Origin of the sequence: Bacillus coreaensis (genome assembly GCF_050586445.1) — a bacterium.
Lineage (GTDB): Bacteria > Bacillota > Bacilli > Bacillales > Cytobacillaceae > Robertmurraya_A > Robertmurraya_A coreaensis.
In genome coordinates, this window is the sequence record NZ_JBOCCY010000006.1 from 117,663 (window position 1) to 131,243 (window position 13,581).

A 13,581-nucleotide genomic window follows, 5' to 3' on the forward strand; every position below is an offset into this window, starting at 1 on the left:
TTCATGGAGAATCAGTTATAATTTAAAATAGATGAGTTAGTGAGGTGGACAAATGATCTGTATCGGGAATATATGTTACGAAGTAGTAGAAGAACGATCAAATGGATTCAATGAAGATGCCTTTAAGACTCGTTACAGCGATATATTAACGAAATATGACTATATCGTGGGGGATTGGGGTTACGGTCAGCTCCGTCTACGAGGGTTCTTTGAGGATAGTAATCATAAAGCAACATTTGACACGAAAATCAGTACTTTAACAGAATATCTGTATGAATACTGTAACTTTGGATGCCCTTACTTTGTAGCTAAGCGTGTAAAAAATAACAATGCAATAAAAAATGACGTGTAGCGGATACACGTCATTTTTCGTCCATGAATGGATGATTGTTATAAGGAGCCTGAGTATCCCTTGTTGGATCATCGTGCGGTGGATGTGCTCCGTCCATTTGTCTAGGGAGCCCCTCATGAAGCGTTTTATTTTCGTAATTAAATGCACTATAAGAACGCTGTTCCGTTGCCCCTGCAAGTTCTTGTTTGCCTTGTAGAGGCTCGTCCGCCTTATAAGGAGAGCCATATGGACCTTCAGGTGTTTGTTGAGGAGGAATATAACTTCTTCCCACCTCTACATTTGAAAAATCTGTATACTTCTCATCACTCATGGTCTTTCCCCCTCTCTCAATAGTATGTGAGAGGATTAGGAAAGAATTCAGAACTTATACTAATTCCATTAAAAAGGAGCGTAATTCTTCCGCATCTTCCTCAGAAAGCTGAAAAGCATACTCTAAATATCCTTCTTCTTTTAAATCATCTGGACCAATAATTGCAAATCGACTACCTTGAATATCTAGAACGATATGTTTGCCATAATATCTATCTGATTGAATAATGGCTAAGTCAAATCGAGTGTTTTCACCCATAAAACTTATAAAGCGTGTTTTTGTGTTCACTAATTCATCGTATAGAAAGAAACGATCTCCCATCCTAGTCACCCCTTTTGTCTCAATGTAATGCCTACTATCATCTTAACAGAACAAACAAGCCCATACTAGATGCTTGCTTTGAAGAGAAATATAGAATAGGAAACGCCTCCGTTTTTCCTAATTTATGTTACAATGGAAATAGTTTTCACTGCGAACTTCTGAGAGGAATGAGACGAAATGGCATGGACCACGAAGTCATTAAACAACTTATTACAGTGGAGAAAGGTAGTCTGGCCTCTAAGGTCCATTCGAATGTATCCTCCACAATTCGTCGTAAGAGATCCGATTATTCAAGGGGTACGAAAAGCCTTTAATCAAGGCCATGAAGTGGCTGTTATTGTTTTCAACATATCTAATATGAAAGATATTTATGAGCATTTAAGTGAGATACAATATATAGATTTTATAAAAAAAATGAAAATGAATTTTCAACAGGTCATTCAAGAGCAAATTGAGGATGATGACCTGCTTTTATTGCACGATTACAACAGTGATGGAATCACTTTATTTATTAAGGTAGATCATGAACAGCACTGTATATCTGAAATCGATCAGGTGATGAAGAAGGTCTTACGGGAAACAGAAACTAGGCTAGGTAGCCAATTTCTAAGTTTATTCATTCAATTTGAATCAGGTTATATGTTTGTCGAAAAGAAGCAATACTCCATTCAGGAAGCGATCTTAAAGGCTGGGCAGCAAGCGTTGGCGATGGCAGAAAAGCGTGTGCAAACGGAGTTCAATGAGCTTCTTTATAGTCTGAGCAGAATTGTCGCTCAAAAGAATATTATGCTTCTCGCCCAACCAATCTTTGATGTAGCGACAAAGGAAATTCGTGCCTGGGAAATGCTAACAAGAGGACCAAAGGGAACAGAATATGAAAATCCATTACACCTATTTTCGGTTGCACGGCAAACAGGAATGTTATATGACTTAGAGTTAATTGTTCTAGAAAAAGCACTTCAACAAATTAATGAAACAGGCTGTACACACGATATTTTCATTAACTTTACCCCGATTACGGTGGGGAATCCAAAGTTCATTCGTGATCTAAAGATGCTGATGGGGAAATATAAAAATATCTCACCGACTCAAATTACGATTGAAATTACAGAGAGGGATTCCATCGATGGTATGGAATACTTTATTTATAATATCAACCTTCTAAGAAATTTTGGGTTCCGTATAGCTGTGGATGATACAGGTGCAGGGTATGCGTCATTAAACACGATTAGTGAAATTATGCCTGATATTATTAAAATTGACCGTTCCGTCATTCAGGATATTGACAAAAACTCTCTAAAAGAATCTATGCTTAAAGGACTTCTTCTTGTTGCCCGTGAGGCCGGATCCCTCGTGGTCGCTGAAGGAATTGAAAGTGAAGAGGAAGCCTCTGTATTATTCAGAAATCGTGTCGATTTAGCACAAGGATACTTATTTGCTAGGCCCGCTTCGTTAATACATGGACTAGCTTCTGTATAAACAAAAACTGTGCTATTAGAAAAGGAGCTGACACTACGTGTACTTTGTGGATAGAGAATTAATTGAGGAAAGACTAATGTATTTAGAAAATCAAATACAGCAGTTTGAAGGAAAGAATGAGTGGAGTACGGCTCTAGAACAGGCTGCACTTGAGCGCCTTACACAAATGATGATTGAATCGATCCTTGATGTTGGCAACGCAATGATCGATGGCTTTATCATGCGTGATCCGGGTAGTTATGAGGATATTATCGATATTCTTGAGGATGAAAAGGTCATTTCGATTGATATGAGCCAGGACTTGAAAGTGATGGTTCAATATCGCAAAACACTTGTTCAGGATTATACGAGGATTGATCATGAAGATGTGAAGAATACTTTTTCACGGATCCTTCCTTCGATTAAACAGGTTTCTGAATCTGTTAGACAGTACTTAACGAACGAACTCGGTCCAGTCACCGCATTTAAAAACTAAGCAAAGCCTCTGTTGCCTGAGGCTTTTTTGTGTTTTTTCTCCGTTTTGTGCAGAATAGTTAGGGAGGGTTGTGGTATTTGAATGGGGTCCTAAAAGGGATCGCAAGTAAATTCTGAGAATCGCAAATAAAATTTGGGGATCGCAAATAAATTCTGAGAATCGCAAATAAAATTTGAGGATCGCAAGTAAATTCTGAGGATAGCAAATAAAATTTGGGGATCGCAAGTGAATTCCAGGAATCGCAAATAAAACTTAAGAATCGCAAATAAAATCGGAGAATCGCAAAAAAATCTTCCAACTTGTAGCTAGGTTCTGAAAGAATTCGTAAATTAAAGTTAATTCTCATAGCAAAACCTACAATAGCTTAAAAAAATTGTAAGAAATCCACCCGCTTTATCGAAAACTACATAAAAAATTATCAGGAGCTAAAAAGATGAAAAAGTATAAAGGATACTTAATCGACCTTGACGGGACGATGTATAGAGGAACGGAGTTAATTCAAGAAGCAGCCGATTTTGTAAAGCAGTTAAAGGAACAAAACATCCCGTATTTATTTGTAACCAACAATTCCTCAAGAACTCCTAGTCAGGTTGCAACAAAATTACGTGATTTCGGCATACCAACGACCGATGATCAAGTATTTACAACTAGCATGGCAACAGCAAACTATATTGCTAAGCAAAAACAAGATGCAACCGTGTATTGTATAGGGGAAGAGGGACTTAAAACCGCATTAGCTGAGAAAGGATTTCAGCAAGCTGAGACAGATGTTGACTTTGTGGTATGTGGAATTGACCGCGACATTACATATGAAAAGCTTGCTACTGCCTGTTTAGCGGTTCGATCGGGGGCAACCTTTATTTCAACGAATGCAGATATTGCGATTCCAACAGAGCGTGGATTGTTGCCTGGAAACGGATCACTTACTTCGGTGATCGCTGTTTCAACCACAACAAAACCAATTTTTATTGGTAAGCCAGAGGCCATCATTATGGAGCAAGCGCTAGAGGTACTAGGAACAAGAAAAGAAGACACCATCATGGTAGGAGACTATTATGACACGGATATTATGGCTGGAATGAACGCAGGTCTAGACACATTATTAGTTCACACAGGAGTAACGACGAAGGAGCTTCTACAAGGCTACGAAAAGCAACCAACTTATGTCCTCGATTCGTTGGATCAGTGGGAATTATAAGGGAAGGAAAGGGATGAACACTCGAGTTCATCCCTTCTTTTATTATTCCGTATGCTGTGCACGATGCGCTAATCTGCTAGAAGCAGCAGCGGCAACCGCACCAACAATGTCATCTAAGAAGGTGTGGCATTTTCCTGAAGACTTGTCATTAAGGTCTTTTAGTATCCCAGGTTTTAACTTATCAATATATCCGTAGTTCGTAAAACCGATGGAACCGTACACATTGACGATGGAGAAAGCAAGAACCTCGTCAACTCCATAAAGACCTTCATCCACCTCAATAATGGATTGCAACGGCTCTTCCATCAATTTTTTTTCAGCCATAATGTCTAACTGAATTCCGGTTAAAATGGCATTTTGAACTTCTCTTTTCGAAAGCACTCGCTCCACATTTTCAATGCAGTCTTTCATCTGTAAATCAGGATGGTACTTTTCCTGTAGAAAATAGACAAGGTCAGCAATGTCTTGAACTTCCACGCCTCGCTCGTGTAGCCATTTACGTGCTGTTTCTTCTGATAGACTCATCTTCTTCTCTTCAGCCATTCGCTTCACCTTTTCTCTCTCATTTTCACTATATATATAACTATATCATTAAAATTATGCACGGAACCAATTTTGGGTGCACGGTCTACCTTTGAAGCATTTGTCACTTTCCAATCCCTTATGCAACAAAACACAAGTTTTCTTTGTCATGAACATATACATAAGTAGTAAAACAAACAAAAGTGGGTGGATGTATGCTTCGAGAAATTTTAAATGAACATTTTCGACTTCAATTAGAAGAGCCTCTTTCGGTAGGGCGTTATGAGTCAGGAAGAATAAAAAATCAAATGTATATGCTCGTACCTGTAAGTTCACTGCCTGAGGAAGATCTATCTGAGCTCATGCAGCTCTCTTCACATGTCTTGAATCAGGGGGATCGGAACACTTGTCAGTTTCTACAAAAAGAATCGGGAGAATCGCTCATTGAGAGTCAGCAAGGGAAGTATGTGGTTCTTGTTTGTCAGATGTCTACAAATAGAAATCAGCAACATATTGGTCGAAAATTGTCTAAATTCCATTACAGGGGGAGAACAATTAATTTCCAAACAAACAAAATCAACCGAATCGGAAAATGGAAGCAGTACTGGGAACAACGGCTTGATCAAATGGAACGAGTGTGGAATGATATGCTTTATAAGCAGCCAGACCATGAATTTGAACGATTGTTTTTAGAAGCATTTCCTTATTATATGGGGCTTGCCGAAAATGCTATTCAATACTTAGTTGATACGGAGCTAGATGATGATCCACAAGCGGTTGACAGTGGAACGATCTGTCATGTTCGATTTACAAAACATACATGGGGAAACCAAATTTATATGAAAAATCCATTTGATTGGGTGTTTGACCATTGTAGTCGGGATTTAGCTGAATGGACAAGAGATCGGTATTTTACCAATATTAAGCTATACGAGCCAGAGGTAAGTCAGTTCTTTCAGGATTATCAAACAGTGATGCCTCTATCCTCTTTCTCCTGGAGACTGTTGTACGCTAGATTGTTATTCCCCCTTCATTTCTTTGATCATGTCGAGGGTTACTATATCACCAGCTCCGAGCAGGAGAAAAATAGTCTACAGGATCGGTTCATTAAAAGTCTCGATCAAACAAAGGAACATGAAGAATTTTTATCTTCCTTTTATCAACTGGCAGAGGTACCGGTCCGCAGGTTGAAGATACCGAAGTTAGATTGGCTATAATATAGAAAAAATATATTTCTCGAAATAATCAAATAATACAAGGGATAAAGCGTTTTCAAATAAATTCGCTCAATAAATAACCCTTGTAATATTGAGTCCCTCCATCTATAATGTCTACTATACACAAACAACTGTTCATTCCAGAAATACACACAGGAGGGGAAAAGGATGAAAGCTATCTCAATTGGATTATTAGGTTTAGGCACGGTCGGTACGGGTGTAGTGAAAATTATTGAAAATCATCAAGATAAACTCATGCACCAAGTTGGCTGTCCTGTTCAAATAAAAAAAGTATTAGTCAAAGATATCGACAAACAAAGAGATGTAAGTTTAAATAGAGAAATGTTAACAACAAATCCTAATGATATACTACAAGATTCGGAAATCGATGTGGTTATTGAAGTAATGGGTGGTGTTGAGGAAACGAGGCAACATCTTCTATCAGCTCTAAATAATAAAAAACATGTGGTGACAGCAAACAAGGATTTAATGGCTCTCTATGGTTCCCAGCTACTCACTGCAGCTTCTGATAATGGCTGTGACTTGTTTTATGAGGCAAGTGTAGCAGGTGGAATTCCCATTTTAAGAGGTCTAGTAGATGGTTTAGCCTCTGATCGTATTACGAAGATGATGGGAATTGTAAATGGAACAACCAACTTCATTTTAACGAAAATGGCACAGGACGGAAGTGCGTATGAAGAGGTATTAAAAGAAGCGCAAGATCTTGGTTTTGCTGAAAGCGATCCAACTGCTGATGTAGAAGGGCTTGATGCGGCAAGAAAGATGGCCATCCTTTCAACACTTGGCTTTTCAATGAAAATTGATTTAGATGATGTAAAAGTAAAAGGAATTACCGATATTACTGAAGAAGACTTAGAATACGGAAAGCAGCTTGGATATACAATGAAGCTGATCGGTATCGCGGATCTTGACGATGATAAAGTGGAGGTAAGTGTTCAGCCAACATTCTTAGTAGATTCGCATCCGTTAGCATCTGTTCATAATGAATACAATGCTGTGTACGTATACGGGGAAGCGGTAGGAGAAACGATGTTTTACGGACCGGGAGCTGGAAGCCTTCCAACAGCAACAGCTATTGTTTCAGATCTAGTTGGAGTGATGAAAAACATGCGTCTTGGTGTAAATGGTACAAGCGCAGTAACTCCACAATATCCGAAAAAGCTGAAAGAAGCTTATGAAATTAGGTCGAAGTATTTCTTGCGTTTATTAGTGAAAGATGAAGTAGGTGTATTTGCAAACATCACTTCTATTTTCTCAGAGCATCATGTTAGTTTTGAAAAAATTCTTCAGCTTCCAGTGAAGGAAAAAGGCTTAGCAGAAATTGTGTTAGTCACACACCATGCTTCTTTACAGGATTACGAGGATATTTTAGTAAAATTAAGAGACCTAGAAACAACAAAGCAAATCAAGAGCTCGTATCGAGTGGAAGGGAGCAAGTAGAACATGAGGTGGCAAGGGTTAATCCAAGAATATAAAGAGTTTCTTCCTGTAAGTGAGAACACTCCGAAATTAACATTAAACGAAGGAAATACTCCATTAATTTATCTTGAGAATCTTTCAAAAGAGTGGGGAGTAGAACTTTACGTTAAGACAGAGGGAACAAATCCAACGGGTTCTTTTAAAGACCGTGGGATGGTTATGGCAGTTGCTAAGGCGAAGGAAGAAGGCAGCGATACAGTTATCTGTGCTTCTACAGGAAATACGTCTGCAGCCGCTGCAGCATACGCTGCAAGAGCTGGCATGCGTTGTATCGTTGTCATTCCTGAAGGTAAGATTGCAATGGGTAAGTTAGCACAAGCAATCATGTACGGAGCAGAGATTATCTCTATCGAAGGAAACTTTGACCAAGCTTTAGCAATGGTACGTAAAATCAGTGAAACGGAGCCTGTTGCATTAGTTAACTCGGTGAATCCATACCGACTTGAAGGGCAAAAGACTGCTGCTTTTGAAGTGTGCGACCAGTTAGGTGGAGCTCCGGATATTTTAGCGATTCCTGTTGGAAATGCGGGAAATATCAGTGCGTACTGGAAAGGCTTTAAGGAATACCATGAGGCCAAAGGAACGACCCTACCAAAGATGCATGGTTTTGAAGCAGAAGGGGCAGCAGCAATCGTTCATAACCGCGTGTTTGAAAACCCTGAAACCATTGCAACTGCGATTCGTATCGGAAATCCAGCAAGCTGGCATTTAGCTTCTGCTGCTGTTGAAGAATCAGCAGGGAAAATTGATGAAGTAAGCGATGAAGAAATTCTGGTTGCTTATCAAAAGCTTGCCTCTACAGAAGGGGTATTTGCTGAGCCTGCATCATGTGCGTCTATTGCTGGTGTGTATAAGCAATTGCAAAATGGAACGATCGCTAAGGGAAGTAAAATTGTTGCAATACTAACTGGAAATGGATTAAAGGATCCTAATACAGCAATCGAATGCAGCCCAATTAAGCCAGTGTTGCTACCAAATGATGAACAAGCTGTTGCTAACCACATTCGAGGGGTTGTTCATCAATGAGTGAAGAAGCTGTACTTATCATCGATGTACCAGCAAGTACGGCCAATTTAGGACCTGGCTTTGATTCTGTCGGGTTAGCCTTAAATCTTTATTTATCACTTGAAGTAGAAAAAGCAGAGAAATGGAAAGTTGAAATGCTTTCAGAGGAGCTTGAGGTATTTCCGAAGGATGAAACAAACTTTATTGTTTCTACCGCCATTGAAATTGCTAAGACATATGGAAAGAGTTTAACTCCGTGTTTGATTAAAATGAAAAGTGATATTCCATTAGCTAGAGGTTTGGGTTCAAGTGCTGCAGCGATTGTTGCAGCGATTGAACTCGCTGACCACGTAGGCGAACTAGGACTTTCAGATGAGGAAAAAATGAAGATTGCTTCTGTCATGGAGGGGCATCCAGATAATGCAGGTGCAGCTCTTTACGGTGGTTTGATTGTAGGAACGCAGATCGGGGAAGAGGTTGATTTTTTAACCTATTCAGATCTTGCTTTTGATATTGTCATGGTCGTACCAAAAGAAGAGTTGCTGACAAAAGCCTCTCGAGGCGTCTTGCCTTCAGAGCTTTCATATGCAACAGCTGTCCGTGCTAGTTCTGTGTCTAACGTGCTAGTGGCCGCTCTTTTACAAGGGAATTTACCATTGGCAGGTAAAATGATGAGCAAGGACTTGTTTCATCAGCCTTATCGCAAATCAATAGTGCCTGAACTCGAGCAAGTTGAAGACTTAGCGCTTCAATACGGTGCCTTTGGAGTTGCACTAAGCGGTGCTGGTCCAAGTGTCATCTGCTTTGTAGAAAAGGGGCTTGGGCAAGAGGTAATCGGTTGTATGGAGCCCTATTTGCCTCATGTCTCGTTCTACTCTTTGCAAATTGACAAAGACGGAAGTCGTGTGCAAAAAAAGGTCAAGAGACTAGAAAAATAAGAAAAAGCGATTTCGCAGGAAATCGCTTTTTTCTTCAATCATTAAAATACTTGTTCTACTTCCACTACACCTGGAACTTCCTCTAATAGAGCACGCTCAATTCCAGCTTTTAGAGTAATTGTTGAGCTTGGGCAGCTACCGCATGCGCCTAACAAACGAAGCTTAACAATGCCATCCTCAACGTCTACTAATTCACAGTCCCCACCATCACGAAGAAGGAATGGACGTAATTTATTTAGTACCTCTTGAACTTGTTCAAACATTTCTTGCTCTGCCATCTAAATCGCTCCCTTCATACCCCTTATTATAATCATTTTAATTAAAAAAATCTATTGGTAATACTCAAATCCAAAAATCGTCAAACTAGTTGTTCTGTTCCTTTTATCATGTAAAATAGACATAGTGAGTAAAAGGGGGAAGGAACATGATTGAGCTTGTAGTATACGGGGCAGAAGTACTTTGCCCAAGCTGTGTGAATTTACCATCATCTAAAGAAACCTACGAGTGGTTGGAAGCGGCAATTGGAAGAAAATACCCAAATCAACCATTTCAAATAACTTATGTAGATATATACCAACCACCAAACGATGAAAAAAAGCAAGCCTTTGCTGAACGTGTCATTGAGGAAGATATGTTTTATCCGGTTGTTGTCCTAGAAGATGAAGTGGTAGGGGAAGGGAACCCGAAGCTAAAAACAATCTATGCGGCAATGGAGAGGCACGGGTATAAGGCAAGCGAATAGAGAGGAGACTTGAGTTTTGATTGATCAAGCAGTGCATTTACTCCAATCATATTTTGGATATTCCAGCTTTCGAAAGGGTCAAGAACAAATTATTCAAACGGTGCTTAACGGGAATGATGGAATTTGTATTATGCCAACAGGTGGAGGAAAATCACTTTGTTATCAGATACCAGCCCTACTGTTTGAAGGAACAACGATCGTTATTTCCCCTTTGATATCTTTAATGAAGGATCAAGTAGACACGCTTCTACAGGCAGGCGTGTCTGCGACCTACATTAACAGTTCATTGACGAACAAAGAGATCCAAGAAAGGCTGACTGGAGCGAAGGAAGGAAAATATAAACTTTTGTATCTTGCCCCAGAACGGCTGGAATCAAGTGAATTCCTCTTAAGTCTAAAAATGATACGGATTCCGTTTATCGCGATTGATGAGGCACACTGTATCTCACAATGGGGGCACGATTTTCGACCGAGTTATTTACAAATTCAAAAGTTCATTCGCAGCTTACAAGAAAAACCGGTCGTTTTAGCATTAACGGCGACTGCGACACCACAAGTAAGAGAAGACATATGCAAAACCTTACACATAAACGATGCCAACAGTGTGATTACAGGATTTGAGCGTGAGAATCTAAATTTTTCGGTTGTCAAAGGTCAAGATCGAAATGCCTTTATAAAGAGCTATGTAAAGAAAAACAAAAAAGAAAGTGGTATCATCTATGCTGCCACGAGAAAAATGGTCGATCAGCTATATGAGCGACTAAAGAAAGAAAAAATTTCAGTCACACGTTATCATGCGGGGATGAGTGATGAGGAACGGAATTCAGAACAGGAATTATTTTTAAAAGATGAAAGTAGTGTGATGATTGCTACCTCCGCTTTTGGGATGGGGATCGATAAGTCGAATATTCGATATGTGCTTCACTATCAGCTTCCGAAAAATATGGAAAGCTATTATCAGGAAGCCGGACGTGCAGGTAGAGATGGTCTTAAAAGTGAGTGTGTCGTTTTATATTCTCCTCAAGATGTTCAAATTCAGCGGTTTTTAATTGATCAATCTGCTGATCGCAGCCGCATGAGTCAGGAGCTCGAAAAGCTTCAATCAATGATCGACTATTGCCATACAGAAGAATGCCTGCACTCACATATATTAGAGTACTTTGGTGAAGAAGAGGCAACTGATTGTGGAAGATGTGGAAACTGTAAAGATACGAGAACGAGCGTGGATGTTACAAAGGAAGCGCAAATGATTTTATCGTGTATCATTCGTATGGGGCAGAAATACGGAAAAAATCTAGTAGCTCAAGTACTAACTGGTTCAAAAAATAAAAAGGTCTATGACTTTCGTTTTGACCAGTTGAGCACGTACGGAATCTTAAAGACAAAAAGTGCGAAAGAGGTTAGTGAGGAGATTGAGTTTCTCATTACTCGAGAACTGATTGGTGTGGAGCATGGATCTTATCCAACGATATATGTCACACCTGCTGGAAGAGAAGTGTTAGTTGGGAATGAGAAAGTACTCAGAAAGGAAGCCGTAAAGACGAGTACCATTACGGAGGTGGACAACCCTTTATTCGAAGAGCTTCGTGCCAAAAGAAGAAGCTTGGCTGAGAAAGAAAAAGTTCCACCGTTTGTCGTTTTCTCGGATGCTACTCTGAAGGACATGTGTGCAAAAATGCCTCAAACACCGGAAGAGTTTTTAAACGTTAACGGTGTGGGTCAAAATAAGCTGAACAAGTATGGAGAAGAGTTTATAGAAGTGATTCGTAGCTTTTCTAGTAAAGTACCTGCTCAATAAAAGAAGCTCTCCTATCATGGTAGGAGAGCTCTTTTGTATTAGCCATTGTGATATTTATACATCCATAGAATACCTGATTTTAATAGTCTTGCCACTCGTCCTGTGATTGGACGTTCTGCTACTAACCCAAAGCCATGTTTTTTACCTAAAGAGCCGAGAACTCCCTTTAACTTAATAATCGGCATTGTTTCAGGAAGCGGTTCATTTGCCCATCTTTTTAAGAGAATTTGTACAATCTGTTCCGCTTGTCCTTCAGCTAATTGAGCGCTAGGTGCGTGCGGTAGACTTGCGCAGTCGCCCACGACATACACATGTTCATCATTAGGTAAATTGTGATGAACAGTTAGCACCACACGCCCTTGATGGTCCTTTTCAACATCAAGGTTTCGGATAATTTCTACTGGCTGAATGCCTGCAGTCCATACAATCGCATCTGAGTGTAGTGGTTCATCGTGATTGTATAGAGTGTTTTCTTCTACCTTTGTGATATGTGAATTGTTAACAATTTCTACTCCGTGATTATCAAACCAATTTTCCACATACGTCCCTAAACGAACAGGGAAGGCGGATAAGATATGATTTCCGCGGTCGAATAGTTTAACGTTTAAATCGGGTCTGCTTTCATTTAATTCACTTGCTAGTTCTACACCGCTCAAACCAGCCCCAACAATGCTGACTACAGAGCCAGGGGATAAGTTATTCAATGCTTGATACGTTGTTCTGGACTTCTCAATCGATTGAATGCTATACGTATAACGGTCTGCACCTGGGACATTGTGGTATTTGTCTTCACAACCTAGACCAATAACTAAATCATCGTAAGTGATCTGATCATTATTCACGAGAACGGTTTTCTCTTCAAGATTAATATCTTTAACCTCTCCGTATTTGATGGTAAGCCTAGGGTGCTCAGGGAAAGCTACCCGTACATGCTGATCGGAAATCGTGCCAGCTGCAAGAGCGTAATATTCTGTTTTTAAACAGTGGTAAGGAATTTTATCAACTAGCGTAATGGTTACATCGTCTGGAAGTTGAGAGGGTAATAAGCGTGCGAGTATTCTCATTCCCCCGTAGCCTCCGCCGAGAATAACGAGATTCTTCATAATCAATTTCCCCTTTTTCTCTACAGTTGAGTTGCTATTCTCTCTTATAAAAACGTTTGCAATATGATGACATATTAAAATAGAAAAACATTATATATGTTTAAAAACACCATAAAAAGTATAACGAAATTGTGACAAAACCACAACATATTCAGTACAATTTCTTGACAATTAATATTTTTGGAAGGAAACTACCTACTTGAACTTTTTGGTTGGACAAGGTACATTTACTTAGTAGAGGTGGGAGAAATGATAAAACCAATTATAGAGTTTTGTATAAGTAATTTAGCAAGTGGGGCTCAAAAAGCACTTGAACAGCTAGAAAAGGATTATGACCTAGATATCATTGAATACGGGTGTCTTGGCTATTGTGGCAAATGTGCATCTACACTATATGCACTAGTAAATGGAGAAGTGGTCTCCGGGGATACACCTGATGAGCTGGTAGAAAATATTTATCAGTATTTAGAAGAAAATCCGATGTTTTAACAGGGCTCTTTTCTAAAACATTGTTGCTATATACACACTTTTTAGGAAAATTAATTATATGTTTCAACAGCCAATCAGAATATTTTCATCTTTAGAAAAGAGCTACTCTCCAAATAGACCAATAAACTCAGC

The 13,581-nt window shown here is 39.4% G+C and carries 14 protein-coding genes and 2 pseudogenes; 11 read left to right on the forward strand and 5 right to left on the reverse strand.

Features of this window, described 5'->3' with window-relative positions:
* The first annotated feature begins 52 nt into the window (after nt 1–52).
* Nucleotides 53–352, forward strand: a complete 300-nt coding sequence (locus ACQ5H4_RS11545) for a YutD family protein (protein WP_430775061.1) — start codon at nt 53–55, stop codon at nt 350–352.
* Nucleotides 353–362: 10 nt separating this feature from the next.
* Here ACQ5H4_RS11545 and ACQ5H4_RS11550 read toward each other — a convergent pair whose 3' ends face one another.
* Both ACQ5H4_RS11550 and ACQ5H4_RS11555 read right to left on the reverse strand, forming a co-directional pair.
* Nucleotides 363–662, reverse strand: a complete 300-nt coding sequence (locus ACQ5H4_RS11550; RefSeq protein ID WP_430775062.1) for a cytosolic protein — start codon at nt 660–662, stop codon at nt 363–365.
* Between the two features lie 54 nt (nt 663–716).
* The gene (locus ACQ5H4_RS11555; protein ID WP_160546256.1) at nt 717–983 is read right to left on the reverse strand and encodes a DUF3055 domain-containing protein; all 267 of its coding nucleotides are present in this window, start codon (nt 981–983) and stop codon (nt 717–719) included.
* 177 nt (nt 984–1,160) lie between these two features.
* Here ACQ5H4_RS11555 and ACQ5H4_RS11560 point away from each other — a divergent pair, with 177 nt between their 5' ends.
* The 3 genes from ACQ5H4_RS11560 to ACQ5H4_RS11570 all read left to right on the forward strand — a co-directional run bounded on the left by ACQ5H4_RS11560 (nt 1,161) and on the right by ACQ5H4_RS11570 (nt 4,135).
* On the forward strand, nt 1,161–2,462 hold the full coding sequence (locus tag ACQ5H4_RS11560; RefSeq protein ID WP_430775063.1) for an EAL domain-containing protein: 1,302 nt from the start codon (nt 1,161–1,163) through the stop codon (nt 2,460–2,462).
* A gap of 37 nt (nt 2,463–2,499) precedes the next feature.
* Entirely contained in the window at nt 2,500–2,937 is a 438-nt protein-coding gene (hepT, locus tag ACQ5H4_RS11565; RefSeq protein ID WP_430775064.1) for a type VII toxin-antitoxin system HepT family RNase toxin, read from the forward strand.
* Nucleotides 2,938–3,370: 433 nt separating this feature from the next.
* Nucleotides 3,371–4,135: a TIGR01457 family HAD-type hydrolase gene (locus ACQ5H4_RS11570; protein ID WP_430775065.1), complete on the forward strand. Its 765-nt coding sequence runs from the start codon at nt 3,371–3,373 to the stop codon at nt 4,133–4,135.
* Nucleotides 4,136–4,177: 42 nt separating this feature from the next.
* Here the strand turns inward: ACQ5H4_RS11570 and ACQ5H4_RS11575 are convergent, their stop codons facing one another.
* Nucleotides 4,178–4,678, reverse strand: a complete 501-nt coding sequence (locus ACQ5H4_RS11575; protein ID WP_430775066.1) for a phosphatidylglycerophosphatase A family protein — start codon at nt 4,676–4,678, stop codon at nt 4,178–4,180.
* A gap of 194 nt (nt 4,679–4,872) precedes the next feature.
* On the opposite strand from ACQ5H4_RS11575, the gene yutH reads away from it, so the two are divergent.
* The 4 genes from yutH to thrB all read left to right on the forward strand — a co-directional run bounded on the left by yutH (nt 4,873) and on the right by thrB (nt 9,317).
* On the forward strand, nt 4,873–5,874 hold the full coding sequence (gene yutH / locus ACQ5H4_RS11580) for a spore coat putative kinase YutH (protein WP_430775067.1): 1,002 nt from the start codon (nt 4,873–4,875) through the stop codon (nt 5,872–5,874).
* A 168-nt stretch (nt 5,875–6,042) separates the two neighbouring features.
* Nucleotides 6,043–7,335, forward strand: a complete 1,293-nt coding sequence (locus ACQ5H4_RS11585) for a homoserine dehydrogenase (RefSeq protein ID WP_430775068.1) — start codon at nt 6,043–6,045, stop codon at nt 7,333–7,335.
* Between the two features lie 3 nt (nt 7,336–7,338).
* Complete coding sequence (thrC, locus tag ACQ5H4_RS11590; RefSeq protein ID WP_430775069.1) at nt 7,339–8,400, forward strand: threonine synthase; 1,062 nt, start codon at nt 7,339–7,341, stop codon at nt 8,398–8,400.
* On the forward strand, nt 8,397–9,317 hold the full coding sequence (gene thrB / locus ACQ5H4_RS11595; protein WP_430775070.1) for a homoserine kinase: 921 nt from the start codon (nt 8,397–8,399) through the stop codon (nt 9,315–9,317). The genes thrC and thrB overlap by 4 nt, the downstream gene beginning before the upstream one ends.
* 41 nt (nt 9,318–9,358) lie before the next feature.
* Here thrB and ACQ5H4_RS11600 read toward each other — a convergent pair.
* Nucleotides 9,359–9,595, reverse strand: a pseudogene (locus ACQ5H4_RS11600) (NifU family protein); the annotation flags it as partial.
* Between the two features lie 146 nt (nt 9,596–9,741).
* On the opposite strand from ACQ5H4_RS11600, the gene ACQ5H4_RS11605 reads away from it, so the two are divergent.
* Together ACQ5H4_RS11605 and recQ are read left to right on the forward strand one after the other, a co-directional pair.
* Nucleotides 9,742–10,059: a YuzD family protein gene (locus ACQ5H4_RS11605; protein ID WP_119709798.1), complete on the forward strand. Its 318-nt coding sequence runs from the start codon at nt 9,742–9,744 to the stop codon at nt 10,057–10,059.
* 16 nt (nt 10,060–10,075) lie between these two features.
* A pseudogene (gene recQ / locus ACQ5H4_RS11610) lies at nt 10,076–11,848 on the forward strand (DNA helicase RecQ); the annotation flags it as partial.
* Between the two features lie 47 nt (nt 11,849–11,895).
* Here recQ and ACQ5H4_RS11615 read toward each other — a convergent pair.
* Nucleotides 11,896–12,960: an NAD(P)/FAD-dependent oxidoreductase gene (locus ACQ5H4_RS11615; protein WP_430775071.1), complete on the reverse strand. Its 1,065-nt coding sequence runs from the start codon at nt 12,958–12,960 to the stop codon at nt 11,896–11,898.
* 249 nt (nt 12,961–13,209) lie between these two features.
* On the opposite strand from ACQ5H4_RS11615, the gene ACQ5H4_RS11620 reads away from it, so the two are divergent.
* Nucleotides 13,210–13,449 carry a YuzB family protein gene (locus ACQ5H4_RS11620; protein WP_430775072.1) on the forward strand — a complete coding sequence of 80 codons (240 nt, stop codon included), beginning with the start codon at nt 13,210–13,212 and terminating at the stop codon, nt 13,447–13,449.
* Nucleotides 13,450–13,581: the final 132 nt, after the last annotated feature.

Coding starts and splice junctions, on each gene's coding strand:
- ACQ5H4_RS11545 (WP_430775061.1), top strand. CDS start 53: ATGATCTGTATCGGGAATATATGTTACGAAGTAGTAGAAGAACGATCA.
- ACQ5H4_RS11550 (WP_430775062.1), bottom strand. CDS start 662: ATGAGTGATGAGAAGTATACAGATTTTTCAAATGTAGAGGTGGGAAGA.
- ACQ5H4_RS11555 (WP_160546256.1), bottom strand. CDS start 983: ATGGGAGATCGTTTCTTTCTATACGATGAATTAGTGAACACAAAAACA.
- ACQ5H4_RS11560 (WP_430775063.1), top strand. CDS start 1,161: ATGGCATGGACCACGAAGTCATTAAACAACTTATTACAGTGGAGAAAG.
- ACQ5H4_RS11570 (WP_430775065.1), top strand. CDS start 3,371: ATGAAAAAGTATAAAGGATACTTAATCGACCTTGACGGGACGATGTAT.
- ACQ5H4_RS11575 (WP_430775066.1), bottom strand. CDS start 4,678: ATGGCTGAAGAGAAGAAGATGAGTCTATCAGAAGAAACAGCACGTAAA.
- yutH (WP_430775067.1), top strand. CDS start 4,873: ATGCTTCGAGAAATTTTAAATGAACATTTTCGACTTCAATTAGAAGAG.
- ACQ5H4_RS11585 (WP_430775068.1), top strand. CDS start 6,043: ATGAAAGCTATCTCAATTGGATTATTAGGTTTAGGCACGGTCGGTACG.
- thrC (WP_430775069.1), top strand. CDS start 7,339: ATGAGGTGGCAAGGGTTAATCCAAGAATATAAAGAGTTTCTTCCTGTA.
- thrB (WP_430775070.1), top strand. CDS start 8,397: ATGAGTGAAGAAGCTGTACTTATCATCGATGTACCAGCAAGTACGGCC.
- ACQ5H4_RS11605 (WP_119709798.1), top strand. CDS start 9,742: ATGATTGAGCTTGTAGTATACGGGGCAGAAGTACTTTGCCCAAGCTGT.
- ACQ5H4_RS11615 (WP_430775071.1), bottom strand. CDS start 12,960: ATGAAGAATCTCGTTATTCTCGGCGGAGGCTACGGGGGAATGAGAATA.
- ACQ5H4_RS11620 (WP_430775072.1), top strand. CDS start 13,210: ATGATAAAACCAATTATAGAGTTTTGTATAAGTAATTTAGCAAGTGGG.